Here is a 26,123-nt window from a genome sequence, read left to right on the forward strand (position 1 = left end):
TTGTAGCCCATCACCGCAGGCACCGCGACGGCCAGGCCGAAGGCGGTCATGATCAGCGCTTCGCCGACCGGGCCGGCAACCTTGTCGATCGAGGCCTGGCCCGAGATGCCGATGGCCGTCAGTGCGTGGTAAATGCCCCAGCCCGTGCCGAACAGGCCGACGAACGGTGCGGTGGAGCCGACGGTGGCCAGGCCGGTGTAGCTGCGTTGACCCGACTTCTGCGGGTCCTCCGAAAAAACCATGGACATGGTGGTCAGCCCTGTGTGTTGAGCTCGGCGATGAAGTCGTAGGTGTCGCCGCGGTAGAAGGATTGGGACAACTCGATGGCACGGCCATCGCGCAGGTAGCCCAGGCGCTCGACCAGCAGGCCGGCATCGCCCGGCTGGGCCTGCAGCAGCCCGGCCTGCTCGTCATCGAGCAGCAATGCACGCAAACGTTGCAGCGCGCGCACCGGTCTGTGGCCTGCGGCCTCCAGGGCGTCGTAAAGCGAGTTTTGTACCGATGCCAGCGAAGGCAGCGCCGAAGCCAGCACGGTGGCGTATTCCAGCGCCATCGGCGCGTTGTCGGCATAGCGCAGGCGGTGGAAGCGGAACACTGTGGTACCGGGGCTCAGCGCCATCTTCAGCGCTTCCTCTGGCGAAACCGTGCCCTCGGTGCGGCGCAGCCACTCGCTGCGCGGCGTGCGGCCGCGGGCGCGCATGTCTTCCGAGAACGAGGTGAGCTTGGAGAAGTTCTTGTCGATGCGGGCGCTGACGAAGTTGCCCGAGCCCTGCCGGCTGACCAGCAGACCTTCTCCGGCCAGCCCGTCGATCGCCTTGCGCACGGTAATGCGCGAGACGCCCAGTTCGGCTGCCAGCTGGCGCTCCGAGGGCAGCGCGTCGTCCGGGCTCAGCACGTGCTGCTCGATCGCGTCGCGCAATGCGCGCTGCAACTGCTGATAGAGAGGCTGGCTGCTGCTTGCATCCAGCAAGGGCAGCAGGCGTTCGGCCAGGGTCGGGCTCATCGGTCAGCACATCTCCGTATCGGTCAGCTGGGAAGTGTAGCGAGGGCTCTGCAGACAACATTCAAATAGTACCACTGCAGTACCAGCTGATGCCAGTGGATGTGCCCCGGTTTGCGCGCATCGGTCCGGACGAAATCCAAGTCTCCCTGCAAAGAGGGCGGAGAAGATACGGATCAGGGTCTTCCTCAGTGAAAAGTGGTAGCAAATTGGTTTTGTTTGGTAGTACATTGGTACTCATCAATTGACCCGCCCCACACAACAGAGGAGTCCATGAAACTGCAACTCAACCCTGTCGCCGCCGCCGCACTGTTTGTGGTGAGCACGGCTGCCCTGTCCCAGACCGCGCCCGCCCCGGCCGCCGCTGCCAGCGCGCCGGACGATGGCGTGCAACAGGTCGAGGTCACCGGCATTCGCGCGGCCATGCAGCAATCCCTGCAAAGCAAGCGCAATTCCAGCTCTCGCGTGGAAGTGATCACCGCGGAAGATGTGGGCAAGATGCCGGACAAGAACGTGGCCGACTCGCTGCAGCGCATCCCCGGCGTGACGACCACCAGCGCCGGATCGGCCGAAGGCTCTTTCGGCGAAAACGAACATGTGCAGTTGCGCGGCTTGAGTTCGCAGCTCACGCTGACCACGCTGAACGGACACCTGGTTTCGACCGGGGACTGGTACGGCCCGAACATCGCCGCCGGCGGCCGCAGTGTCACCTTCACGCTGCTGCCGTCCGACCTGATCGGCCGCGTGGTGGTCAACAAGTCCTCGCGTGCCGACCTGCCCGAAGGCGGCGCCGCCGGCAACGTGGACATCGAGACCCGCCATCCGCTGGATTTCAAGAAGACGCTCTCCGGCGTGGTCACGCTGGAAGCCGCGCACTCGGAAGCAGCGAAGAAGACCGATCCGTCTTTGAGCGCGCTGATCAACTGGAAGAACAACGACAGCAGCTTCGGCATCCTGGGCCAGGTCTTCTCGCAGACGCGCCACCTGCAGCGCGCCGGCTCCGAAGGCGTGTGGTGGGACAAGACGCCCGCCACCTACCCGATCGCCGACCTTGCCGGCAAGAACGTCAGCTACCTGAGCGGCGCGGTGCTGTTCGAGCAGGAGCGCAAGCGCGAAGGCGGTTACCTGGAAGCGCAGCTGAAGGTGGACCCGCGGCTGAGCTTCAACCTTTCGGGCTTCTACTCGACGGTGGACGCGAAGAACTACAACACCAACTTCATGGCCGACACGGTCAACCCGTTCAACGGCCCGGGATGGAACGGCAAGACCGGCACGCCCACCGGCGACTACACCGTCAACAACGGCACCATCAGCAACGTCTTCTTCGGCAAGGATGCCTTTGCCAACAACGGCGGCTCGGCCGGCGCCTTCTCGGCGGTGGAAGACGTGGCCATCCGCCCCGACGCCAAGACCGACTCGAAGTTCATCAACCTGGACGGCAAGTGGTTGGTTTCCGACAACCTGACCCTGACCAGCAAGATCGGCACGACCAACGGCGGCGCCCGCACCAAGGACGTCGGCTTCGAAGTCTGGAGCGGCTGGGACCAGGGCTCCGGCTACTCGGTCAACAAGGACGGCATCCTGATCCTCAACGTGCCCGGCGGTGACACGCTCACCAAGACCGGCGCCGGCATTGGCGGCTGGGGCTCTTACACCTCGTCGGCCGACCGGGAGAACTACGCCCAGCTGGACGCCACGCTGCATCTGGACAACGACTTCGTTCACACCGTCAAGTGGGGCGCCCGCGCCACCTCGCACCGCCGTTCGCTGACCAAGCTGAACATGCAGCTGGACGCTGCGGCGAAGAGCGAGGACCTGATCACCGACGCTGCCATCACCCACTACAGCGACAACTGGTACGGCGGCCTGCCGGTCAACCCGACGCCGGGCTTCAGTCCCTGGAAGATCAGGAACGACTTCGTCGTCGACTGGATGAACCAGTACGCGACGTTTGCCGGCCACGCCACGCAGCAGGAATTCGACATCAAGGAGAAGACCGGCGCCGGCTACGTGATGGCCGAGTTCTCGCCGGCCGACACCATCAGCGGCGACTTCGGCGTGCGCGTGGTCCGCACCAACGAGGACATCGAGGCCTTCCTGCCGGGCGGCCAGCCCAGCTACAAGAAGAGCTTCACCGACGTGCTGCCCAGCCTGAACCTGCGTGCGGACCTGGGCAAGGACCTGGTGGGCCGGCTTGCATTGAACCGCGGCCTGTCCCGCCCTGACTACGGCCAGCTCGCCGGCAACGACCTGCGCGACCTCCAGCACAACGGCGTCGGCAGCAACCCGTACCTGGACCCGATCCGCAGCAACAACCTGGACCTGTCCGCCGAATGGTATTTCGCGCCCAAGTCGGCGCTGGCCGTGGGCTTCTTCGCCAGCAAGCTGGACGGGGTCATTGCCTACGGTCACCAGCAGCTGGACTACATCGACGCATCGGCACCGGTTCCCGGCACGGTCGCGACGTACGACATCTCCAGCCCCGTCAACACCCAAGGCCGCATGACCGGCTTCGAAGTGATGTTCCAGGCCGGCCTCGGCATGGGCTTCGGCGTGGACTTGAACTACACCCGCTCGAACGGCAGGCAGACCGACAAGCTCGCCACTGGCACCTGCAACGGCTCGGCCACCGAGGATTGCACGCTGTATGGCACCTCGAAGGACGTCTACAACGTTGGCGCGTACTTCGAGAACGACAGCTTCAGTGCCCGCCTGGCCTACAGCCACCGCTCGACCTACAAGCTGGGCAACCGCGGTGGCGCCGACTACTTCCAGAACGGCAACGGCCAGCTGAACCTGGCGCTGAACTACAACGTCAACGACATGATTGCGCTGACCTTCGAAGCCCAGAACCTGACCGACCCGCTGCTGAAGGTCTACAAGACCGACACGACCCAGGTCGCTGGCGTCTACAAGGCTGGCAAGATGTACTTCGGCGGTGTCCGCGTGAAGTTCTGAATGAGGCCCCGAGGGCCGGGCGGCGGCTTTCCATTGAGGCTTCCCTTATTCGAGACAGTTTTGGATCCATTCGCACTGAGCCTGTCGAAATGCTTGCGTCGAGGTACGCGCCGGCTCCCTTCGACAAGCTCAGGACGATCGGAAATACAGGCTCAGCCCGAACGGGGGGGCTATGTCACGAATTTTGAAAACATCAATGAGCCTGCCGCCCTCTTTCATGGGCACCCATTCAGGCACCCCAATACGTGATTCCCTTCCGCCCCCTGCTGCCAACCGCCATTTTGGTTCTGAGCGCCCTGGCCGGCTGCGCGATGCCCACGTCGCCCGCCGGCCAGCCGCCGCTGCGCTACGTGCCCTACCTGCACATCGTCCAGGGCCTGGACCCGGCCACGCACGCGCTGCGCAGCGTGGCCGGCGAACAGCGGCCCGCGCCGCTGGTGCAGGCCGGCCGCAATGCGCTGCCGGGCCGGCCGCGCGAAGTGGTGTGGGCATTCGCAAGCGGTGAATGCGGTGCCGAAGACTGGGGGCCAGGCATCGATGCCACGAAGCTGGCCGCCGCCAACACGCCGGCCTTCGCCCAGGCCGGCATGCGCTACCGCATCTCCACCGGCGGCCAGGCCGGCGTGTTCACCTGCGCCAGCGACGCCGGCATGCAGGCCTTCACGCAGCGCTACGCCAGCCCGGCGCTGGCGGGCTTCGACTTCGACATCGAGGGCGGCCAGACCGACCAGCAACTGGACGACCTCGTGCGCACCGCGGCCAACGCCGCCCGCGCCCACCCCGAATGGCAATTCAGCTTCACGCTGGCCACGCTGGCTGGCAGCGATGCGCGCGGCGCGAACCTCAACGCCACCGGCGCCAAGGTGATGGCCGCACTGAAGCGGCATCGCTTCGACACGGCAGTCGTCAACCTGATGGTGATGGACTTCGGACCGGCGAGCGCGGCGAGCTGCGTGCTGCGTGCCAGCGACAGCCGCTGCGACATGGGCCGCTCAGGCTTGCAAGCCGCGCTGAACCTGCAACGCGAGTTCGGCGTGCCGCTGCCGCGCATTGCGTTGACGGCGATGCTCGGCGTCAATGACGTGACGGAGAACGTGTTCACACCGGAAGACGCGGCACTGCTGCTGGCCGATGCGCGCACGCATCGGCTGGCCGGCGTCTACTACTGGTCACTGGAGCGAGACGCGCCTTGCCCGGGTGGCGCAACGGCGGTCTCGTCGAAGTGCCATTCACTGCCAGGCCTGGCCGCTGGCGCTTTCGGCAAGATCGGGCTTTGACTCAGTCCTTCGCATAGTCATACGGCCCACCCTTCTCCAACGCCCGCTTGTAAGCCGGCCGCTGGTGGATGCGGTGCAGCCAGTCCATCAACTTCGGCCGGCTCGCATCCAGCCCGGCGCGCGAGGCCGAAGCCTCCAGCGGAAAGCTCATCTGGATGTCGGCCGCGGTGAAGTCCGCGCCCGCGAACCAGGGCCGCTGCGACAGCTCGGCTTCCATGAAGTCCAGCTGGGACTTGATGTTCGGCTCGACCATCATGGTCAGCACCTTTTGCGCAATGCCGCGGGCAATCGGCTTGACGAAAAACGGCATCGGCGCGGTCTGGATGCGGCCGAAGATCAGCTTGAGCAGCAGCGGCGGCATGGCCGAGCCTTCGGCGAAGTGCAGCCAGTAGGTGCAGCGCTGGCCTTCCAGCGTGGCGACCGGCGGGCGCAGGCCACTGGTGGCGCCGTAGGTCGCCAGCAGGTACTCGATGATCGCGCCGCTCTCGGCCATGGTCGCGTTGCCATCGGTGATCACCGGTGACTTGCCGAGCGGGTGGACCTGCCGCAGTTCCGGCGGCGCCAGCATGGTCTGCTTGTTGCGCTCGTAGCGCTTGACCTCGTACGGCAGGCCCAGCTCTTCGAGCAGCCACAGGATGCGCTGCGAGCGCGAGTTGTTCAGGTGGTGGACGACGATCATCGACACGGTCTCCTCTTTTTGATCCTCAACCCTGGCGGCCGAGCCAGCCCAGCACGCCTTGCGCCGCCACCTTGCCGCTGGCCATCGCCGCCGTGAGCAGGTAGCCGCCGGTGGGCGCTTCCCAGTCCAGCATCTCGCCGGCACCAAACCAGCCGGGATGCCGCTGCAGCATCAGCTGCGGCGTCAGCCCGGACAGCGCCAGCCCGCCCGCGCTGCTGATGGCTTCGTCCAGTGGCCGCGGTGCAGTCAACATCACAGGCAGCGCCTTGATGCGGCCAGCCAGCCAGGCTGCGTCGCGCGAGAGGTCCTGCCACTGCTCGGCCGACAAACCCTCGCGCAACAGCCCTGCCTTCGCGCCGGACACCCCCGCCTGCTCCTTCAGGTGATTGGCCAGCGAGCGCGTGCCGCGGCCGCGCGACAGCGCCGTGACCAGCTCGTCCAGGCTGCGCTGCGGCATGAGGTCCAGCGCCAGTGTGGCGCTGCCGCTAGCGGCAATCTTGTCACGCAACAAGGCGGACGCGGCATACACCAGCGAGCCTTCCAGGCCGCCCGCGGTCAACACGCATTCGCCCAGCCGTTCGAAGCGCCGGCCATTGTTGCCCTCGAACAGCAGGCGCACGTTTTTCAGCGGCGCGCCGGCATGGCGCTCGGCCAGGTGCGGGCTCCAGGCGACGTCGAAGCCGCAATTGGCCGGCCGCAAGGGCCGCACCGGCACGCCTGCCGCCTGCAGTGGCGCCACCCAGGCCCCGTCCGAACCCAGCCGCGCCCAGCTGCCGCCCCCCAGTGCCAGCACCACGGCACCTGCCTGATGACTGATGGGACCTTGCGGACCTTCAAAGCGCAGCGGCTGCGCCAGCGCGGGCTGCCAGCGGTGCCGCATGTGGAACACGACGCCGGCCACGCGCAGCCTGTGCAGCCAGGCACGCAGCAGCGGCGCAGCCTTCATCTCCTTGGGAAACACCCGGTTGGAGCTGCCGACAAAGGTCTCGATGCCCAGGCCGGCGGCCCAGTCGCGCAAGGCCTGTGGCGACAGCTGCTGCAGCCATTCGCCGACCTGCGGCGCGGCCTCGCCATAGCGGCTGACAAAGCCGGCCAGCGGCTCGCCATGGGTCAGGTTCAGCCCACCCTTGCCGGCCAGCAGGAACTTGCGACCCACCGAGGGCATGGCGTCGAACAGGTCGACCTGCAGGCCGGCGGCGGCCAGCACTTCGGCGGCCATCAGGCCGGCGGGACCGCCGCCGATCACCGCGACACGCGGCGTTTCGCCGGGCACGGCGGTGTGAGAAGCATCATTCATGGGTGCTGCAGTCTATGCCAGCGGCACCCGAGGCCTGCGCATAATCGGCCCACCGGCGCCCGCCACTGATCCTCATGACGCCCTGCCTGTTCCTGCTCAGCGACCATGCCTGCCCCGCCCTGCTGCACCCGCAGCTGGTTTCGCATTTGCGCTGGCGAGACCTGCAGGCGAGGCCCGAGTTGTTGTCCGAGCTGGTGCAGTGCTGGCATGCGCAGCCGCCTGGCGAGGCCTTCTGGGTGCTGGACCTGCCGGACGGGCAACACGCGCTGCTGCTGGACGCCTTGCGCGGCGAAGGCCTGGACTTGTCGCCCTGGCTGCTCTGGCTGCCGGACGACGGCCAACCTGATCGCGAAGCACAGCTGGCACGCGCCTGGGACGCCGGTGCCTGGGACGTGCTGGACGAAGCCGAGCCGCAGGCCATCTCCCGCACGCTGCGCCGGCTGCTGATCCAGGCCCGCACCCAGAGCGGCCCGGCCGCCAGGCTGCGCCAGCTGCGCAGCGAGCTGCAGGCCTTGCGCGCCAGCCTGGACAACCTGCCCGCGCCCATCTTCGTCAAGAACGCCGCCGGCCTCTACACCGAGTGCAACCAGGCCTTCCTGGACTACCTGGGGCTGACCCGCGAACAGGTCATCGGCCGCACCGTCTATGAAGTGGCGCCGCCAGCCCAGGCGGCCACCTATGCCGAGGCCGACCGCCAGCTGCTGGCCGCCGGCACGCGGCAGATCTACGAAGCCCAGGTGCGTTGGGCCGACGGCAACCTGCGCGAAGTGATGTTCCACAAGGCCGTCTACCGCGACGAATTCGGCCGCCCGGCCGGCCAGGCCGGCGCAATGTTCGACATCACCGAACGCCGCCAGCTGGAACACCGCCTGCGCCACCTGGCCGGCACCGACGTGCTGACCGGCCTGCACAACCGCCGCAGCTTCATCGAACAAGCCGGCCAGCGACTGCGCGACGCCTGCCAGCGCGGCCAGCCCATGGCCCTGCTGCTGCTGGACGTGGACCACTTCAAGCAGGTCAACGACGAACACGGCCATGCCGCGGGCGACGCCATGCTGTGCCACTTGACGCAGCTGGTCCGCGCCACGCTGCGGGCCGACGACATCTTCGCCCGCGTCGGCGGCGACGAATTCGCCGTCGTGCTCGACGGGCCGGAACACGCGGCCAGCCTGGCCCAGCGCCTGCCGCTGCTGTTCAATGAACATCCGCTGACACTGGGCGAGCGCCAGCTGCCCTGCCGCATCAGCCTGGGCGCCGCGCTCATCCGCCCCGAGCAGCACACGCTGGACAGCGCGCTGAACCAGGCCGACCTGGCGCTTTACGAAGCCAAGCGCCAGGGCCGCAACCGCTCGGTGCTGATCGACACCCACACCAACGGTGAATAGCCGCGGGTGCAGCCGCTACCATTGACCGATCTTCCCCTCTGGCTGACCGCCACAAGCGGCCACACGCCGCCTCCCGCCACCATGGACATCTACCTCGACGCCAATGCCACCACCCCGGTGCTGGCCCAGGCCCGCACCGCCGCCATCCAGGCGATGGTCGACGACTACGGCAACCCCAGTTCCATCCACAGCACCGGGCTGAAGGCCAAGGCCTTGATCGACGGCGTGCGGGCGCTGGCCCGGCGCCTGCTCGGCGCAGGTGACGGCCAGCTGCTGTTCACCAGCGGCGCCACCGAAGGCATCCAGACCGCCGTGCTGTCCAGCCTGGGCGCGCTGCGCGAGCGCCGCGAACGCGGCGAGCCCGTCGGCAGCCTGCTGCTGTACGGCGCCACCGAACACAAGGCTGTGCCGGAAGCCCTGAAACACTGGAACCGGCTGCTCGGCCTGGGCCTGCAGGTCCAGGCAATTCCGGTGGGCACCGACGGGCAACACGACCTGGCCTGGCTGGCCGGACATGCAGCGGACGCAGGCCTGGTTTGCACCATGGCCGCGAACAACGAAACCGGCGTCATCAGCGACCTGGACGGCATTGCCGCCACGCTGCAGGCCGCCGGCAGCCGCGCCTTCTGGATGGTGGACGGCGTGCAGGCACTGGGCAAGCTGCCGCTGCGCCTGGCCGAACGCCGCATCGACTACGCGCCGTTTTCCGGCCACAAGCTCTACGCACCCAAAGGCATCGGCCTGCTCTACGTGCGGCCCGGCGCGCCGTTCACGCCGCTGCTGGCTGGCGGCGGCCAGGAAGGCAGCCTGCGCTCTGGCACCGAAAACATGTCCGGCATTGCCGCGCTGGGTGCCGTGCTGGCCGCGCTGGAAGACGGCCGCACCTTCCGCAGCGGTGCGCAGCTGCAGCGCTTCCGCGACCGCCTGGCCGAGGCCTTGCTCGCCGCCTTCCCCGGCCTGGTCTTCAACGCGCCGCTGGCCGGCAGCCTGCCCACCACGCTGAACTTCTCGGTGCCCGGCCTGCCCAGCCGGCTGCTGCTGGACCTGTTCGATGCGGCCGACGTGCGCGTGAGCGGCGGCTCGGCCTGCAGCGCCGCGCAGGCCGCGCCCAGCTTCGTGCTGCAGGCCATGGGCTTGCCGGACTGGCAGACCGCCAGCGCGGTGCGCCTGTCCTTTGGCCCGGCGGCAGACGAAGCCTTCATAGCCGAAGCCGTGGCCCGCATCGCCGCCTGCGGCCTGGCGCTGCGCCGCAGCTGCCTGGCTGGCCCCAGCGAAGACCCGCTGGCCAGCGACGGCGTGCTGCAGCTCAGCGCTGGCGGCGCCAGCAGCTGGCTGCTGGTGGACGGCGAACGCCGCCAGGCCTGGGTGCTGGACCCGCAGCCCGAATTCAACGAGCGCGTGGCGCGGCTGCTGCGCTGTCACAGCTTGCAGCTGCATGCCGTGCTGGACACCCGTGCACCGCTGCTTGCCGCCACCGCACGCGCCGACCTGCTGCAGGCCTGCGACGCCGCCAACCTGGCGCAGCTCGCCGCCGATGCCGATGCCCAGGGCTGGCCTGGCCGCAGCGACGCGGTCTACACGCTGGCGCCGCCCGCCAGCGCGCTGCAACTGAGCCGACTGCAACTGCCGGCCGACGCGACGCACCCGGACGGCCCGCGCGCCGCGCAGCCCGTGTGGCTGCTGCAACGCGAAGGCGCACCGGCACTGGCCTTCGTGGGTGGCGCTGCCGAGCACCCTGCACTGGCGCAGCTGCTGCCGGCTGGCACCGTGCTCTGCAGCGAGGCCACCGGCCCGGCCGCGCTGCGCCGCATCACGGCAGCCAGCGAGCCTGCGGCCCAGCCAGCGATCTCGCCGGCCACGCTCGCCGCCTTCGTGCGCAGCCAGCCGGGGCTGCGCCTGGTGGACGTGCGCGAGCCCTACGAGCAGCTGCTGAGCGACATGCCGGCGCTGCACGGCGCCGAGCTGCAGGCGCTGCCGCTGTCACGCCTGGCCGACCCGGCGCAAGGCGCGCCGGCCTGGCTGGCCGAACCGGGCCGGCCGCTGCTGTTCTTCTGCCGCAGCGGTGGCCGCAGCCTGCAGGCCGCGCAAACCCTGAGGCGCCTGGGCCACCCGGCCGCCTGGACGCTGGAAGGCGGCCTGGCCATGTGGCAGGCCCAGGGCGAGCCGGTGTTCATGCCGGCGATCTGAAGCCAGCGCCAGGTCACGCTGCCACTGCCACTGCGGCTGCGAGGCTTCCCGCAGGCAGCCGTCAGGCGGCAGTTCCCAATCTCATGTGAGCGCCGTGGGCATGGCCGCGCCGCTGTTCTGTTCATAGCCCCGTGGGTAACATGAAACACCGGCCCGCAACGATGTCTGAACGATGTCTGCGCGCCGGTATACCCAGTCTCCCCGAAGGGCAAACATGACCGATCAGACCCAAGCCGGCGGCACGCAGACGCTGATGCGTGACATGGGGCTCACCGATTCAGCCATCGAGCGGCGAAAGAGAATCGTCGGCCTCGAACCGGCAGACCTTGTGCGCATCGCGGCAGTCAGGGAGGTCGTGACGCAGCACACCGAAGACTGCGTGGCGACCTTCTTCAATCACCTCTCCGGCCTGGACGAGGCCCGCCCCTTGATGGCGAGCCGCAAACTCGTGGAGAAGGCCCGCGCACTGAAGGCCGAGCACCTGGCTGCAATGGTGCAAGGCAACTACGGATCCAGGTATGTCGAGCAACGCCTTGAACTCGGTGTGCTCTACGCCCGCGCCGGACTCGATACACGCACCTTTCTCGGCGCCTTCCACCAGTTGCTGAGGCACATCGGCAACGCGATCATGAAGCAGTTCGCGCAGGACCCTGCGGAAGGGTTCGAGAACTTCATGGCGCTGAAGAAGGTCGCCTTTTTCGACATCGGCATCATTGTCGACATCCTCGTGTTCGAACGCGAGCGCATCATCCGCCAGCAGCAGGAGGCGATCCGCGAACTGTCGACGCCGGTCCTGCAGATCCGCGAACGGCTGCTGCTGCTGCCCATCATCGGGGTCATTGACACCCAGCGCGCGCGGCTGATCACCGAAAGCCTGCTGCAGGCCATACGCGCCAACCGCGCGAAGGTCGTCGTCATGGACGTCACGGGGGTCGCGACCATCGACTCCAAGGTGGCGAACCATCTCTTGCAGACCGTGGCTGCGGCACGGCTGATGGGGGCGCTGGTGATCGTGACCGGGCTCACCGCGGACGTGGCGCAATCGCTGGTGACGCTGGGGATCGAGCTGTCCTCGCTGAACACCGTGGGCGACCTCCAGGGCGGCCTCGAAGAGGCCGAACGCATCCTCGGATATCGCATGCTCTCGACGGATGCCGTGGTCGCCGCCTCCCTCGGAAGGGCCTGAAGCCGTGGCCGTTCCGATCCTCAAGCAGGGCGCCGTGCTCATCGCCTCGATACAGGCGGCGCTCTCGGACCAGGACCTTGTCCGGCTTCAGGAAGAATTCGCCGAGCGGGTCGGGCGGCTGCGCAGCCGCGGTGTCATCATCGATGTGACGGCACTCGACGTGCTCGACTCGTTCGCGACGCGCACGCTCCTGGCCATCGCCTATACCGCCAAGCTCCGCGGCGCGCACACCGTGGTGGTCGGCATCCAGCCCGATGTCGCCTTCGCGATGGTCCAGCTCGGCTTGTCGCTGGACGGTGTGGCGACGGCGCTCGACCTCGAGGAGGGGCTCGCGGAAGTCGACAAGATGACGCGGCTGGGAGGTCACGGTGACCGTTGACGTGACGGTGTCCATCGAGTGCGAAGCGGACATCGTCTCCGCTCGCCAGAAAGGCCGCGAGCTTGCCGCGGCCACCGGATTTTCGAGCACGGACCAGACGATGATCGCGCTCGCCATCTCCGAGATCGCGCGCAACATCGTCACCTATGCCAGGCAAGGCAAGGTCAGCATCGGGCTGCTGGATGAAGGTGGCCACCGGGGGGTATTGATCATCGCCTGGGATGAGGGTCCCGGGATTCCCGACATCGAGCTGGCGATGCGCGACGGCTACTCCACCGGCAGGAGCCTGGGCGTCGGGCTGCCCGGTTCAAAGCGCGTGATGGACGACTTCGAGCTCGTCTCCGCGCCGGGCCGGGGCACGACCGTGACGATGAGGAAGTGGCTGCGATGAGTGGCGCCGTGCCTGACCTGCATCCGATCATCCAATGGGGATGGGCGGGCAGCGCACTCGAATCGGCTTCGGGCGACCTCCATGTCGTCACGCCGTTCGTCGGCGGCACCCTGGTCGCCCTTGTCGACGGACTCGGGCACGGTGCAGAAGCAGCGGAAGCCGCTGCAGCGACGGTGCCGCTGCTGGAGGCCCATGCGGGCGAACAATTGCCGAGGCTCCTGCAGCGCTGCCACGAAGGCCTGCGCAAGACACGCGGCGCAGTGATGAGCCTGGCCTGCTTCGACTCGCAGGACTCGTCCATGACCTGGGCAGGCGTTGGCAACGTGGCGGCCGTGCTGCTGCGCGTGAACAGGCTGCTGGCAAACGGCAATGAAGCCAGTGAGGCCCTGGTCTCGCGTGGCGGCGTCGTGGGCTACCGTCTTCCGCCGCTTCAGGCCAAGGCATTGCAGGTCGCGCCTGGCGATACCCTCGTCATGGCCACCGATGGCATCCGCTGGGGATTCACGGCAGGCCTGGAGATGGCATGTGCTCCCCAGGAGATCGCAGAAGCCATCCTGGCCGGCTTCGCCACCGGGGCCGATGATGCGCACGTCGTCGTCGCGCGCTATGTGGGAAGCCCGGCATGAGCAGAGCGCAGGCCAACGGGTTCCAGCAGGAGTACGTCCGGGCACTCGAAAACTACCTCCAGGCCGGCGGTGAATCTGCGCTGAGCAATGCCTATGAGCTGGGCCGGCGCGCCATCTCCGAAGGGCTGGGCGTGCTCGACATGGCACGTCTTCACGGCACCGCGCTGGAAGAATTGGTGCTCTCCGCGCCTGCCGCGGACCAGGCACGGTTTGGCCGCGCGGCGGCGGAAATCTTCAAGGAGCTGCTCTCTCTGTTCGAGATGTCTTTTCGAGGCTATCGCGAGGCCAACGCAGAGCTGCAGCGGCTCAACGAGACGCTTCGCCAGCAGAAGGAACAGCTGGAGCTTGCCAACCGGGAACTGGAGGCGTTCAGCTATTCCGCCTCGCATGACCTGCGCAATCCGCTCGGCGGCATCGAAGGGTTGAGCCGCTTCCTGCTCGATCATTCAGCGGACGCGCTCGACGACCGGGGGAAAAAGTGTCTCGAGCTGATTGGCGAGTCCGCACAGCACATGCGGCAGCTGATAGACGACCTCATGTCGCTCTCGCGCGTCAATCGCAGCGAGTTGCACCGCGTCGACGTGGACCTGAGCGCCATCGCCGACGGCATCCTCGCCCGGCTGCGTGACGCAGCGCCCGGGCGCATTGGCAAGTTCGAGGTCCAGCGCGGGATGCACGCCAACGCCGATCACAACCTGCTCGCGGTCGTGCTCGAGAATCTCCTGGGCAATGCCTGGAAGTACAGCGCCAAGCGCGAGTGCGCGGAAATCACGTTCGGCTGCGAGGAACGCCATGGCAACGTGACCTACTTCGTCAGGGACAACGGCGCGGGCTTCGACATGGCCTACGCCGGCAAGCTCTTCATTGCCTTCCAGCGCCTTCACGCCGCGAGCGATTTCGAGGGCAGCGGCATTGGCTTGAACATCGTCCAGCGCATCGTTCGCCGCCACAGCGGCCACGTCTGGGCCGAAGGACGGATGGACAGCGGCGCGACCTTCTATTTCACGCTCGGCGGCGAGGAGAATCCGTGACCGACCGGCCACCGCCCGCGACCCGGTACAGCGTCTTTGTCTCCCACGAGTCCGACGTCGCGGTCGCCAGGCGACGTGCCCGCGAACTGGCCGCGCAGCAGGGACTCTCCGAGGTGCGGTCCGAAGCGCTCGCAACCGCGGTGACCGAACTCGCGCGCAACATCGTCGTTCATGCGAGGAGCGGCGAGCTTCAGTTCAGCGCGGTCGGGAACGCACCGAGGCGCGGCGTCGTCGTCACCGCTCGCGATGCAGGGCCAGGCATCGAGGACGTCGAACAGGTGATGCAGGACGGCTTTTCGACGGCGCAAGGCCTGGGCCTCGGTCTTCCCAGCGCGCGCCGGCTCGTCGACGAGTTCGAGATCGAATCCGAGATCGGCACCGGGACCACCATCACCCTGCGGCAATGGACCTCCGCCATGCTGCGCGACGATGCCGTTGGCCGCGCGGCACCACCTGCTGCAGGTGCTGGAAGCGCGTGAGCTGCCGCTGATCGAGGACGCGCCGATCAACGGGTTGGCCCGGCCGCGCGGACACCGGAAGGCCGCCTGGCGCTGTGGCGCTCCCGGCGCGAGCCGCGTTCATGCCGGCGATCCGAAGCCGGCACCCGGCACGCGCAACCGCCGCACCCAGCGCCAAAGCCGGGCGGCTGTGCCGGGTTGGGAAGCCTCCCGCAGCGACACGCCCAGCCGTGCGGCACCGCGCCAGATGCGCGGCTCGGCCTCGACCAGCACCGTCACGCCGGCCGGCACCGCGACCTCCTCGCCCACCGACAGGAACACATCGTCCCCACAGCCGGGCCAGGTCACCCACACCGCACCGGCCTGCACCTGCAGCCGCCACGGCGCCGCAGAAGCGCCCAGCACAGGCCCTGCCCGTCCGGCCGGGCCCAGGTGAACCAGTTGGCCCTGGGCCAGCACAAAAGACGCGCCCGGATCGACCAGGCGCAGCGAGACAGGGGCGGTGGTGGTGTTCATGGGCTCAACCTTAGGCAGGCCCGCGCCAGGCGCACAGGCACAACGCCGCAGCTTGTGGCGGTACAGATGCGGTACCTCTGCTGTTCTGTACCGGTCGATTCGGCCGCCGGCTGTACCGGTCCGTCCGGCAGCGCCGGCCGCAGAATCAAGGCCATGCCGCCCGTCGAAGCCGCTGCCACCCCAGAGCCCTCCCTGTACGCGCAGCTGGCCGAGCGCATTGGCGCGCTGATCGCCAGCGGCGCGCTCAAGCGCGGCGACCGCCTGCCCTCGGTGCGCGACATGGCGCAGCAGCAGGGCGTGTCCATGGCCACCGTGCTGCAGGCCTATCGCACGCTCGAAGACCGGCGGCTGGTCGAGGCCAGGCCACGCTCGGGCTACTTCGTCACGCTGCGGCGCATGGCCGCTGCTACCGGCCGCGGCAGTTCGCCCGCCCCGCAGGCGCTGACCGAAATGACCCAGCCGCCCAACCAGTCCCAGCCGGTGGAGCTGCCGGACATCGTGGACCGGGTGATGGCCGCCGCCAGCGACGCGGCCATGGTCTCCTTCGGCGCCGCCTGCCCCGGCGGCGACATGTTCCCCAGCGACCGCGCGCGCCGCGCCATCACCCGCGCCGCGCAGCGCCACCACCACGCGCTGAGCCGCTACCCGTTTGGGTCCGGCACGCCCGCACTGCGCGAGGCCATTGCCCGCCGCGCGCTGGCCATCGGCTGCCAGCTGGACCCGGCCCGCATCCTGGTCACCAACGGCTGTGTCGAATCCATCAGCCTGTGCCTGCGCGCCGTCACCCAGCCGGGTGATACCGTGGCGTTGGAGTCGCCCACCTACTGGGGCTTTTTGCAGATCCTGCAAAGCCTGCACCTGCGGGCGCTGGAGATCCCCACCGACCCGCGCAGCGGCATTTCGCTGCCAGCCCTGGAACTGGCGCTGGACACCCAGCCGGTGAAGGCCGTGCTGGTGGTGCCCACGCTGTCCAACCCGCTGGGCGCGACCATGCCGCTGGCCGCCCGGCGCCAGTTGCTGCAGTTGCTGGAAGCGCGCGACGTGCCGCTGATCGAGGACGCGCTGATCAACGACCTGGCCGGCCGCGCCGAAGGCCGCCGCGCCGTGAAGTCCTTCGACACGCGCGGCCAGGTGATGCTCTGCAGCTCGTTCTCGAAGACGCTGGCGCCGGGCCTGCGGCTGGGCTGGGTCGAGGCCGGCCGCTGGTCGGCACAGGTGCAGCGCCTCAAGTCCACGCTCAGCGGCGGCCACACCGAGCTGGTCGAGATCGCGATGACGGACCTGCTGAACCAGCCCGGCCACGAACCCGCGCTGCGCCAGCTGCGCGCGCTGCTCGCCAGCCGCCTGGACCAGGCCCGCCGCCTGATCGCCGCAAGCTTCCCCGCCGGCACCCGCATCACCGCCCCCGAAGGCGGCTTCACGCTGTGGCTGGAACTGCCCCGCGCCGTCGACGCGATGGCCCTGTTCCACGCCGCCTTGTCCGAAAAGATCTGCCTCGCCCCCGGCCCGATGTTCAGCAGCACCGCCCGCTACAACCACTGCATCCGCCTGGGCCTGGGCCGTGCCTGGGGCACGGTGGAGCAGCAGGCGCTGCAGCGCGTGGGGCAGCTGGCCAGGCAGATGGCCGACGCAGCAGGCGCAGCGCCCAAGGCGGCATGACGATGCAACTGCTGCCGCTGCGCCTGTCGCCCGGTGCGGACCTGCGCCAGGCGCTGGAAGACGCCGCGCGCCGGCCGGACGTGGGCGCGGCCTTCGTGGTCTGCGGCATCGGCAGCCTCACACAAGCCAGGCTGCGCTTCGCCCAGGCCGACACCGAAACCGCAGTCGAAGGCCCCCTGGAAATCCTCAGCCTCAGCGGCAGCCTGGCAGAAAACGGCGTGCACCTGCACATGGCCGTGTCGCGGGCGGATGGCACGGTGCTGGGTGGGCATGTGGGTCACGGGAACATCGTCCGCACCACGGCGGAAGTGCTGCTGGCGCTGCTGCCGGAGTGGCAGTTGACGCGGGAGTTGGACCCGCACACGGGCTACCTGGAAATGGTGGCTAGGCGGCGCGCACCGGGTCAGGTGTAAGGCGGTTCCGGTCCGCCAACGTCCTGATTCTTGAGGTGGCAAGCCTTCGGAGATCGAAGTAGCCTGCGCCACAGGCGCCAAACGCAAGCCACGGCCCGCAAGCCATCGTTCGCAAACGCCCAACAAAAATCGGTGACGAGGGACAGCCATGTGGGCACGGGTATTCGGGCGCTTGGGTTTGCCACTGCTGCTTCTGATCGCAGTGGGCCTGTGGATGCGGTTCGACATGCAGCAGATCCCCGAAGGCCAGCGAGACTTTGCCTGGGGCGACCTGCAGCACGCAAACGCCTGGCTGAAACCGGTGGCGTTTGCGCCTCAAAAGCTACGCGAAACAATCATCAGCCCCGCAGCTACCTTGAACAGCGTCTACTGCGTGAACAGCAGCAAGTGCTGGGCAGTCGGCAACGTCGGCACCATCCTGGCTACCACCGACGGCGGCGCCTCCTGGCAGCCCCAGGCCAGCGGCAGCTCCCAAAACCTCACCAGCGTGAACTTCAACGCCGACGGCACCCGTGGCTGGGCCGTGGGCGAAGGTGGCACCATCCTGGCCACCACCAATGGCGGCGCCTATTGGAAACCCCAGGCCAGCGGCAGCCCGCAAAACCTCACCAGCGTGAGCTTCAGCGCCGACGGCACCCACGGCTGGGCCGTAGGCGAAGGCGGCACCATCCTGGCCACCACCGATGGCGGCGCCTCCTGGAAGCCCCAGGCTAACAGCAGCTCGCAACGGCTCACCAGCGTGAGCTTCAGCGCCGATGGCGCCAAGGGCTGGGCGGTGGGTTCCGGCAGCACCATCCTGGCCACCACCGATGGCGGCGCCTCCTGGAAGCCGCAGGTCAGCGGCAACTCGGAATACCTCAGCAGCGTGAGCTTCACAGCCGATGGCACCCGCGGCTGGGCCGTGGGCTGGGACGGCACCATCCTGGCCACCACCGATGGCGGCGCCTCTTGGAAGACACAGGCCAGCGGCAGCTCGCTATACCTCAGCAGCGTGAGCTTCAGCGCCGATGGCACCCGAGGCTGGGCCGTGGGCGTAGGCGGCACCATCCTGGCCACCACCAATGGCGGCTTCTCCTGGAAGTCCCAGGCCAGCGGCAGTTCGCAAGGCTTCCGCAGCGTGAGCTTCACCGCCGATGGCTCCCGGGACTGGGCCGTGGGCGAAGGTGGCACCATCCTGGCCACCACCGATGGCGGCGCCTCTTGGAAACCCCAGGCCAGCGGCAGCTCGCAAAGCCTCAACAGCGTGAGCTTTAGCGCCGACGGCACCCGTGGCTGGGCCGTGGGCGACGGGGGCACCATTCTGGCCACCACCGATGGCGGCGCCTCCTGGAAGCCCCAGGCCAGCGGCAGCTCGAAAATCCTCAACAGCGTGAGCTTCAGCGCCGATGGCACCCACGGCTGGGCCGTGGGCGACAGCGGCGCCATCCTAGCCACCACCGATGGCGGCGTCTCCTGGAAGCCCCAGGCTAACAGCAGCTCGCAATGGCTCACCAGCGTGAGCTTCAGCGCCGATGGCGCCAAGGGCTGGGCGGTGGGTGCCGGCGGCACTATCCTGGCCACCACCGATGGCGGTGCCTCCTGGAAGCCCCAGGCCAGCGGCAGCTCGCAAGTCCTCACCAGCGTGAGCTTCAGCGCCAATGGCACCCACGGCTGGGCCGCGGGCTACGACGGCATCATCCTGGCCACCGCCGATGGCGGCGCCTCCTGGGTCACCCAATCTTCAAGCACGCCTCCTTGGGTGGATGCTGGGGTGGGTGACCTAGCTTTGCTGCTGCCCAGCCCGGCTTCATGGCTGGCGCTGGTCAGCGCCATCGCGTGGCTAGCACTCTGCCTGGCAAGCATCAGCACCCAACTCGACACCCTCCGCCATGGGGACGAAGGCGGGGTGCATGACAACCCGATTGACCACCCAGACGACGACAGACTGGCCATGGCGGGCTGGGCCAAGGCGCTGGCCATGTTGCTGCGCAACCAGGACACGGCCCCGCCGCTGGCGGTGGCGGTTTGCGCGCCTTGGGGCATGGGCAAAAGCTCGCTGCTGCGCATGCTGGCGCGGGAACTGAAAGCCACTGACGCGCACCCTGTGTGGTTCAACGCCTGGCATTACCGGGAAGACACCCAACTGCTGGCGGCCCTGATGGCGCACATCAAGCAGCAAGCCGGCACCAGCGGCCTGACGCTGCAGGGGCTGCGGTTTCGGCTGCATTTGCTGTGGCTGCGGGTGCTGCGGCAATGGTGGCCTTTGGCGCTGCTGGTAGGAGTCGCTGCCTTGGCCCTGCTGCAGTGGCCGGAAGGTGCGCGCTTGCTGGTCGACGCGCAATTGGCCCAGGTGAACCAGGCCCTGGGCGCCAGCCTGCCGGCTTGGCTGCTGGCCTTGGCAGCCCCGCTCAAGCAACTTGCACCCGCAGCCGGCACGCTGCTCGCGCTCGGGCTGCTGCTGCACACGCTGGCTTCCAAGCTCAGCCCTTTCACAGCGCCGCTGCAAAAGCTGATGGCCAAGAGCGAGGTGGCCGACACAAGCTCGGATGCGGGAAAGCGCTACCTGTTTCAACGCGAGTTTGAGGAGGTGTGCCAGGCACTGGGCAAGGGCAAGCTGGTGCTGATCATTGACGACCTGGACCGGTGCGACCCGGAGCAGATCGACAAGGTGATGAGCACGCTGAACTTCCTGTTCAGCAGCGCCGACTGCCATGCCGTGCTGGGCATGGACTGGCACTATGTGAAAACCGCGGTGGGCCTGGCCTACAAGGACATGGCCAAGGCTTTGCAACCAGAGGCAGCTGAGGCGGCAGGCCGAGAACACTTCGGCGAACGCTTCCTGCGCAAGATCGTGCAGCTGCGGCTGAGCTTGCCCGCGCACTCCGCGGCCAGCGTGGTGCTGCGCGAGCGCGCATCGGGCTTGCCCGAAACCCGATTGCAGCCAGCCACTTCGCTTGCCTGGCGGGCCAAGCGGGTGGCGCTGGCTTTGCGCAGGTTGTGGCGCGGCCGGCGGCAGCAGGCTGCCTCAGCAGCACTGCGCTCCTTCATGGGAAGCTTGAAGCGCGGCGTGGGCACCGCCGCCTGGGCGCTGCTCGCTGGGCTGCGCCGCAGTGCACGCCGTTGGTCGCCTGGCGCCGCGCAGAGCGCTGCCGGGCGGGTGCTGGTGCTGGCGCTGGTGTTTGGCTGCACCTGGGGCGTGGGCCAACTGCTCGCGGACCGGTGGCAAACCACCGCCGCGGCGGCTCCCCAGTTGCCGGGCGCAACAACCACCCAGCCAGTGCCCCCGCCAACGACAACCCAACCCGACAAGGAGCGCCGGCCGGTCAATTCAGGCCCGGTCACGGTCCTGCAGCCCGAGCCCAACACCGCGCCAACTGCCGTGTGGTGGGCTGGCCCCGTCCTGGGCCTGCTGGCGGCCGGGCTGTGGCTGATGTGGGCTTCCCAGTTGATTCGCGATTCAGCCAGTTTCCGAGAAGCCATCTTGGCCTGGCAGCAGGCCCTGCGGCCGGTGCTGAGCACGCCACGCGAATGGCGCCGGCTGCAGAACATGGCTCGCTTCGCCGCGATGAGCGTGCGGGTGGCCGAAGGCGACGGCAGCGGTTGGCAGCAGCTACTGCTGCGCTGGCGCCACCGCTATGGCGCCTGGCTGCGCAACAGGCCCTCGCTGACGCGCACCCTGGTGGAGCAGCAGGAGGCGCTGATCGTCAGCTTGCTGGCGGCGGATCTGCTGGCCGAAGGCGATCTGGTGAAGGGGCTGCATGCGCATCTCTCGGCTTGCCGGGAAGCCGCTGGGCAGAACGAGCAAGGCCACGCTTTCCGCGATGGCGTGAGCGAACGCAGCCAGCACACGGGCTGGCCCAAAGCGCCAACCGATGTCACGCTGGACTGGCTGACCAGCTACGGCGAGGCGCTGGCCACCACCTCGGGTAGCGCGGTTGATGTCGCTGCGTCACCGGGCGCCGGCCCATTGCCCGGCACGGTCACGCGGGCCGCCTGGTACACCAGCGACAACCCTTGGCCTGCCCAGCTCCGGCAGGAGATGAATGCGCTGCTTACGCTCGCGCCGACGCAGGCGCCCTGGCTGACCCTGGGCGAAACAGCGGCATTTCTCTCCAGGCTGAGGGCCTTGCCGACGGATACCGAACTGCCTGATGACGCGCAGGCGCTGAAAAGCCGGCTTATCGCATGGCAGCGCTGGTTGCGTTTCGCCAATCTCGTGGACATCGCCCACATGCTGCGCAAGGAAAGCCGGGATCTGCACGCCGCCTCGCTTCCGCCGAAAACTGGGACCGCGCCCACGCTCCGTTACTGACAGGGTTCAAATCGACATCAAGTCCCGCACCCCATTGGCCTCCATGTCCTCGCCACGCCCGCGGGCGATGATTTCGCCGCGTTCCATCACCAGGTACTGGTCGGCGAGTTCAGCGGCGAAGTCATAGAACTGTTCGACCAGCACGATGGCCATGGTCTTGCGGTCGGCCAGCATGCGGATGACGCGGCCGATGTCCTTGATGATGCTGGGCTGGATGCCTTCGGTGGGCTCGTCGAGGATCAGCAGCTTGGGACCGGCGGCAAGCGCGCGCGCGATGGCGAGCTGCTGCTGCTGGCCGCCGGAGAGGTCGCCGCCGCGGCGGTTGATCATCTGCTTCAGCACCGGGAACAGCTCGAACAGCTCGGGCGGAATGGGCGTGCCGGCTTTCTTGTAGGCCAGGCCCATGCGCAGGTTTTCCTCGACCGTGAGGCGGCCGAAGATCTCGCGGCCTTGCGGCACATAGCCCACGCCCTTGCGCACGCGCTCGTAAGGCGTGTCCTTGGTGATGTCCTGGCTGTCGAGCTGGATGCTGCCGGTCTTGATCGGCACCACGCCCATCAGGCTTTTGAGCAGCGTGGTCTTGCCCACGCCATTGCGGCCCAGCACCACCGTCACCTCGCCGAGCTTGGCCTGAAAGCCAAGACCGCGCAGGATGTGGCTGCCACCGTAGTACTGATTGAGTGAATCTACTTTCAGCATTTGGTCAGCGCCCCAGGTAGACCTCAACAACCTTCTCATTCGACTGCACATCGGCCAGCGTGCCCTCGGCGAGCACGCTGCCTTCGTGCAGCACCGTGACCTTCTTCCAGCCCTGCGTCAGTTCGCCGACAAACTTCATGTCGTGCTCGACGACAACCAGTGAGTGCTGGCCTTCGAGCGACAGGAAGAGCTCGGCCGTGCGTTCCGTCTCCTCGTCCGTCATGCCAGCCACCGGCTCGTCCAGCAACAGCAGCTTGGGGTCCTGCATCAGCAGCATGCCAATCTCCAGCCACTGCTTCTGACCGTGGCTCAGCAGGCCGGCGGTGCGCTGCGCCTCGGGCAGCAGGTGAATGAGTTGCAGGATTTCGGCGATGCGGTCCAGCTGGGTGCCGGTGAGGCGCGAGAAGATGCTGGCGCGCACGCGGCGGTCCGCCTTCAGCGCCAGCTCCAGGTTCTCGAACACGCTGAGCTGTTCGTAGACGGTGGGCTTCTGGAACTTGCGGCCGATGCCGATCTGCGCAATGTCGTTTTCGCGCAGGCGCAGCAGGTCGATGTTGGAGCCGAAGGAGGCGGTGCCCAGGTCCGGCCGCGTCTTGCCGGTGATGACGTCCATCATTGTCGTCTTGCCGGCGCCGTTGGGGCCGATGATGCAGCGCAGCTCGCCAACATTGATCGCCAGGCTCAGCGCATTGAGGGCCTTGAATCCATCGAAGCTGACGGTGATCTCGTCCAGGTACAGCGCCACGCCGTGGGCAAAGTCCGGCTGGGCGCCGTGCAGCACGCGACCGAAGGACGCGTCGCGTCCGCCTGACGAAGCTTCCTGCAACTTGGCCTGCGCAGCGGCGAGTTGCGCGGCGCCGGCTTCCTGCAGTTCGGGGGTCATGCGCGGGCCTCCTGGGCGATCTCGGTGACTGGCTCTGTACCTTGTTCGGCGGCCTTTGACCGCTTGAGCCTGGCCGACGTGCTGGCGCGTTCCCGCAGTTGCGCGGCCAGCCCCACCAGCCCGTTCGGCAGGAACAGCGTCACGGCGATGAACAGCGCGCCGAGGAAGTACAGCCAGAACTCCGGGAAGATCTGCGTGAACGCGCTCTTTGCACCGTTGACGAAAAACGCGCCAACGATGGGGCCGATCAAGGTGGCCCGGCCGCCGACTGCGGCCCAGACCGCGATCTCGATCGACGACGCCGCACTCATCTCGCCGGGATTGATGATGCCGACCTGCGGCACGTACAGCGCACCGGCCACGCCGCACATCATGGCCGACAGGGTCCAGATCGCGAGCTTGTAGGCCAGCGGGTCATAGCCGGTGAACATGACGCGGGTTTCGGCATCGCGGATGGCCTGCAGCACGCGGCCGAACTTGCTGTTGACCAGGTAGCGCGCCATGACCCAGAAGCCGATCAGCACCAGCCCGGTCAGCACGAACAGCACCATGCGGGTGGACGGCTGGGCGATGGGAATGCCCAGGATGCGCTTGAAGTCGGTGAAGCCGTTGTTGCCGCCGAAGCCGGTCTCGTTGCGGAAGAACAGCAGCATGGCCGCGAAGGTCATGGCCTGCGTGATGATGGAGAAGTACACGCCCTTGATGCGCGAGCGGAAGGCGAAGAAGCCGAAGATCAGCGCCAGCACGCCCGGCACCGCGACCACGCAGATCATCTGGAAGATGAACGAGTCGCTCCAGGCCCAGGCCCAGGGCAGTTCCTTCCAGTCGAGGAAGACCATGAAGTCCGGCAGGTCGCTCTTGTAGTTGCCGTCATGGCCGATCTGGCGCATCAGGTACATGCCCATTGCATAGCCGCCGAGCGCGAAGAACAGCCCGTGGCCCAGCGACAGGATGCCGGTGTAACCCCAGATCAGGTCCATCGCCAGCGCGCAGATCGCGTAGCACATGATCTTGCCGATCAACGCCACCGCGTAGTCGCTGAGGTGGAACACACTGCCTTCAGGCACCACCAGGTTCAGCAGCGGCGCCATTACCGTGACAACGATCAGCGCCAGCATCAGCCCGGCCCAGCCGGCCTTGCCGAGCAGCAGCCCGCGTTTGGGAGGAGGAAGCTTCAAGGTGGTCATCTCACTCATTCCATTGATTCGTCAGGCGTGCCGCAATCAAGCTTCAGCACTTCTACCCTTCATGGCGAAGATCCCCTGGGGCCGCTTCTGGATGAAGACGACGATGAAGACCAGCACCATGATCTTGGCCAGCACCGCGCCGGCCCAGCCTTCAAGCAGCTTGTTCAGCACGCCCAGGCCCAGGGCCGCGTAAACGGTGCCGGCCAGTTGGCCCACACCGCCGAGCACGACGACCATGAAGGAGTCGACGATGTAGCTCTGGCCCAGGTCCGGGCCGACGTTGCCGACCTGGCTCAAGGCGCAACCGGCGAGGCCTGCGATGCCTGCGCCCAGCGAGAAGGCATAGGTGTCGATGCGGGCGGTGTTGACACCCATGCAGGCGGCCATGCGGCGGTTCTGCGTGACACCGCGAACGAACAAGCCCAGCCGCGTCTTGGCAATCAAGAGCGCCACGCCGCCCAGCACCGCAAAGGCGAAGACGATGATGGCCAGGCGGTTGTACGGCAGCGTGAGATTGCTCATCGCGGCCACGCCACCCGACATCCAGGCCGGGTTTTCGACCGGCACGTTCTGCGCGCCGAACAGGCCGCGCACGCCCTGCATCAACACCAGGCTGATGCCCCAGGTGGCCAGCAGCGTTTCCAGCGGCCGGCCATAAAGCCAGCGGATGACCAACCGCTCCAGCACCGCGCCGACCAGCGCCGCGGCCAGGAACGAGGCCGGCACGGCCAGCAGGATGTACCAGTCGAACAGACCCGGCAGGTAAGCCTTGAACAGGTTCTGCACCAGGTAGGTGGCATAGGCGCCGATCATCATCAGCTCGCCGTGGGCCATGTTGATGACGCCCATCAGGCCGTAGGTGATGGCCAGGCCCAGCGCGACCAGCAGCAGGATGCTGCCCAGGCTGATGCCGGTGAAGACCACGCCCAGGCGCTCGCCCCAGGCCAGACGGGCCGAGACCTTGTCGACCGAGCTGAGGAGGACGCCGCGCACTTCGGCGTCGCTCTCGCCACCTTCGGCCAGGCGCGCCTGCAGCAGGCTCTTGACCTGCGACATGCCGCTTTCGCCCAGCGACCGGGCCGCGGCCAGGCGCTGGGCCTTGTCCGGCGAAGCAATCTGCAGCGCAGCGCGCATCAGGCCCAGGCGGTCTTTCAGTGAGGGGTCGATTTCGGCGGCCAGCGCCTTGTCGATCAGCGGCAGCTGGGACGGGTCCAGCGTGTCCTTGGCGAGTTCGGTCACCGCTTCGCGGCGCAGCGCAATGTCGGGCGACAGCAATTTGAGACCGGCCTGCGCCGCCTGCAAGGCGCCGCGCATGCGGTTGTTGTTGACCACGTCTTCCGCGTCTTCGGGCAGCGTGGCGGCGGCACCAGTGGCCGCATCGCTGACCTTCTCGCCATCGACGATCAGCACCTGCGCCGGCGCGAGCTTGACGGCATCGTCCAGCAGCGCCGCAACGAGCTTCGGCAGCCCCGCATCCGCACGCGCGACAGCGTCATTCAACGCCGCCACCCGCGCATCCGTGTCCCCCGCCGCAATGGCCTTCGCCTGCTCCGTGGTGAGTGCGTGCGCAGGCAGCGCCGCCGACAACACCAGCCCGAGTCCCGCAAGAAATCGAATCATC

21 protein-coding genes and 1 pseudogene are annotated in these 26,123 nt (G+C 67.8%); 13 read left to right on the plus strand and 9 right to left on the minus strand.

Going from position 1 to position 26,123, the window contains the following annotated elements; translation table 11 throughout:
* Together ACAH41_RS03610 and ACAH41_RS03615 are read right to left on the minus strand one after the other, a co-directional pair.
* Positions 1-191 (minus strand): annotated as a pseudogene (locus ACAH41_RS03610) (MotA/TolQ/ExbB proton channel family protein); the annotation flags it as partial.
* Between the two features lie 62 nt (positions 192-253).
* Positions 254-1,003: a GntR family transcriptional regulator gene (locus ACAH41_RS03615; RefSeq protein WP_325655804.1), complete on the minus strand. Its 750-nt coding sequence runs from the start codon at positions 1,001-1,003 to the stop codon at positions 254-256.
* A 270-nt stretch (positions 1,004-1,273) separates the two neighbouring features.
* Here ACAH41_RS03615 and ACAH41_RS03620 point away from each other — a divergent pair, with 270 nt between their 5' ends.
* Both ACAH41_RS03620 and ACAH41_RS03625 read left to right on the plus strand, forming a co-directional pair.
* Positions 1,274-3,958, plus strand: a complete 2,685-nt coding sequence (locus ACAH41_RS03620; RefSeq protein ID WP_325655805.1) for a TonB-dependent receptor — start codon at positions 1,274-1,276, stop codon at positions 3,956-3,958.
* A gap of 311 nt (positions 3,959-4,269) precedes the next feature.
* Positions 4,270-5,235: a glycosyl hydrolase gene (locus ACAH41_RS03625; protein WP_325655806.1), complete on the plus strand. Its 966-nt coding sequence runs from the start codon at positions 4,270-4,272 to the stop codon at positions 5,233-5,235.
* 1 nt (position 5,236) lies between these two features.
* Here the strand turns inward: ACAH41_RS03625 and ACAH41_RS03630 are convergent, their stop codons facing one another.
* Complete coding sequence (locus ACAH41_RS03630; RefSeq protein ID WP_325655807.1) at positions 5,237-5,914, minus strand: glutathione S-transferase; 678 nt, start codon at positions 5,912-5,914, stop codon at positions 5,237-5,239.
* Positions 5,915-5,939: 25 nt separating this feature from the next.
* Positions 5,940-7,211 carry a TIGR03862 family flavoprotein gene (locus tag ACAH41_RS03635; protein ID WP_325655808.1) on the minus strand — a complete coding sequence of 424 codons (1,272 nt, stop codon included), beginning with the start codon at positions 7,209-7,211 and terminating at the stop codon, positions 5,940-5,942.
* A 74-nt stretch (positions 7,212-7,285) separates the two neighbouring features.
* Between ACAH41_RS03635 and ACAH41_RS03640 the strand changes: the two genes are divergently transcribed.
* The 8 genes from ACAH41_RS03640 to ACAH41_RS03675 all read left to right on the plus strand — a co-directional run bounded on the left by ACAH41_RS03640 (position 7,286) and on the right by ACAH41_RS03675 (position 14,875).
* The gene (locus ACAH41_RS03640) at positions 7,286-8,596 is read left to right on the plus strand and encodes a diguanylate cyclase (RefSeq protein ID WP_325655809.1); all 1,311 of its coding nucleotides are present in this window, start codon (positions 7,286-7,288) and stop codon (positions 8,594-8,596) included.
* Between the two features lie 81 nt (positions 8,597-8,677).
* On the plus strand, positions 8,678-10,783 hold the full coding sequence (locus tag ACAH41_RS03645; RefSeq protein ID WP_325655810.1) for an aminotransferase class V-fold PLP-dependent enzyme: 2,106 nt from the start codon (positions 8,678-8,680) through the stop codon (positions 10,781-10,783).
* Positions 10,784-10,997: 214 nt separating this feature from the next.
* Positions 10,998-11,969 carry a protoglobin domain-containing protein gene (locus ACAH41_RS03650; protein ID WP_325655811.1) on the plus strand — a complete coding sequence of 324 codons (972 nt, stop codon included), beginning with the start codon at positions 10,998-11,000 and terminating at the stop codon, positions 11,967-11,969.
* Positions 11,970-11,973: 4 nt separating this feature from the next.
* Complete coding sequence (locus ACAH41_RS03655) at positions 11,974-12,348, plus strand: STAS domain-containing protein (RefSeq protein ID WP_325655812.1); 375 nt, start codon at positions 11,974-11,976, stop codon at positions 12,346-12,348.
* Positions 12,338-12,739 (plus strand): anti-sigma regulatory factor, encoded by a 402-nt coding sequence (locus tag ACAH41_RS03660; RefSeq protein WP_325655813.1) that lies wholly within the window; start codon positions 12,338-12,340, stop codon positions 12,737-12,739. Before ACAH41_RS03655 ends, ACAH41_RS03660 begins: the two co-directional genes overlap by 11 nt.
* Positions 12,736-13,365, plus strand: coding sequence for a SpoIIE family protein phosphatase (locus ACAH41_RS03665; protein WP_325655814.1), 630 nt, complete (start codon positions 12,736-12,738; stop codon positions 13,363-13,365). Before ACAH41_RS03660 ends, ACAH41_RS03665 begins: the two co-directional genes overlap by 4 nt.
* A complete protein-coding gene (locus tag ACAH41_RS03670; protein ID WP_325655815.1) occupies positions 13,362-14,396 on the plus strand; it encodes an ATP-binding protein in 1,035 nt (344 codons plus the stop codon). The genes ACAH41_RS03665 and ACAH41_RS03670 overlap by 4 nt, the downstream gene beginning before the upstream one ends.
* Entirely contained in the window at positions 14,393-14,875 is a 483-nt protein-coding gene (locus ACAH41_RS03675) for an anti-sigma regulatory factor (RefSeq protein WP_325655816.1), read from the plus strand. The genes ACAH41_RS03670 and ACAH41_RS03675 overlap by 4 nt, the downstream gene beginning before the upstream one ends.
* 99 nt (positions 14,876-14,974) lie before the next feature.
* Here the strand turns inward: ACAH41_RS03675 and ACAH41_RS03680 are convergent, their stop codons facing one another.
* Positions 14,975-15,370: a DUF2917 domain-containing protein gene (locus tag ACAH41_RS03680; protein WP_325655817.1), complete on the minus strand. Its 396-nt coding sequence runs from the start codon at positions 15,368-15,370 to the stop codon at positions 14,975-14,977.
* Between the two features lie 153 nt (positions 15,371-15,523).
* Between ACAH41_RS03680 and ACAH41_RS03685 the strand changes: the two genes are divergently transcribed.
* The 3 genes from ACAH41_RS03685 (at position 15,524) to ACAH41_RS03695 (ending at position 21,733) form a co-directional block, all read left to right on the plus strand.
* Positions 15,524-17,029 (plus strand): PLP-dependent aminotransferase family protein, encoded by a 1,506-nt coding sequence (locus tag ACAH41_RS03685; protein ID WP_325655818.1) that lies wholly within the window; start codon positions 15,524-15,526, stop codon positions 17,027-17,029.
* A 2-nt stretch (positions 17,030-17,031) separates the two neighbouring features.
* Positions 17,032-17,442, plus strand: a complete 411-nt coding sequence (locus tag ACAH41_RS03690) for a PPC domain-containing DNA-binding protein (protein ID WP_325655853.1) — start codon at positions 17,032-17,034, stop codon at positions 17,440-17,442.
* Positions 17,443-17,620: 178 nt separating this feature from the next.
* Positions 17,621-21,733: a YCF48-related protein gene (locus tag ACAH41_RS03695; protein ID WP_370538176.1), complete on the plus strand. Its 4,113-nt coding sequence runs from the start codon at positions 17,621-17,623 to the stop codon at positions 21,731-21,733.
* Positions 21,734-21,739: 6 nt separating this feature from the next.
* On the opposite strand, the gene urtE is transcribed toward ACAH41_RS03695, so the two are convergent.
* From urtE to urtB, 4 genes are read right to left on the minus strand one after another with little or no spacing between them, the layout of a single operon-like run.
* Complete coding sequence (gene urtE, locus ACAH41_RS03700; protein ID WP_325655820.1) at positions 21,740-22,432, minus strand: urea ABC transporter ATP-binding subunit UrtE; 693 nt, start codon at positions 22,430-22,432, stop codon at positions 21,740-21,742.
* 4 nt (positions 22,433-22,436) lie between these two features.
* A complete protein-coding gene (gene urtD, locus ACAH41_RS03705) occupies positions 22,437-23,315 on the minus strand; it encodes an urea ABC transporter ATP-binding protein UrtD (RefSeq protein ID WP_325655821.1) in 879 nt (292 codons plus the stop codon).
* Positions 23,312-24,502: an urea ABC transporter permease subunit UrtC gene (urtC, locus tag ACAH41_RS03710; RefSeq protein WP_370538177.1), complete on the minus strand. Its 1,191-nt coding sequence runs from the start codon at positions 24,500-24,502 to the stop codon at positions 23,312-23,314. The genes urtD and urtC overlap by 4 nt, the downstream gene beginning before the upstream one ends.
* 36 nt (positions 24,503-24,538) lie before the next feature.
* Positions 24,539-26,122, minus strand: a complete 1,584-nt coding sequence (gene urtB, locus ACAH41_RS03715) for an urea ABC transporter permease subunit UrtB (protein WP_325655823.1) — start codon at positions 26,120-26,122, stop codon at positions 24,539-24,541.
* Position 26,123: the final 1 nt, after the last annotated feature.

Source organism: Ideonella sp., assembly GCF_041287625.1.
Lineage (GTDB): Bacteria > Pseudomonadota > Gammaproteobacteria > Burkholderiales > Burkholderiaceae_C > Ideonella.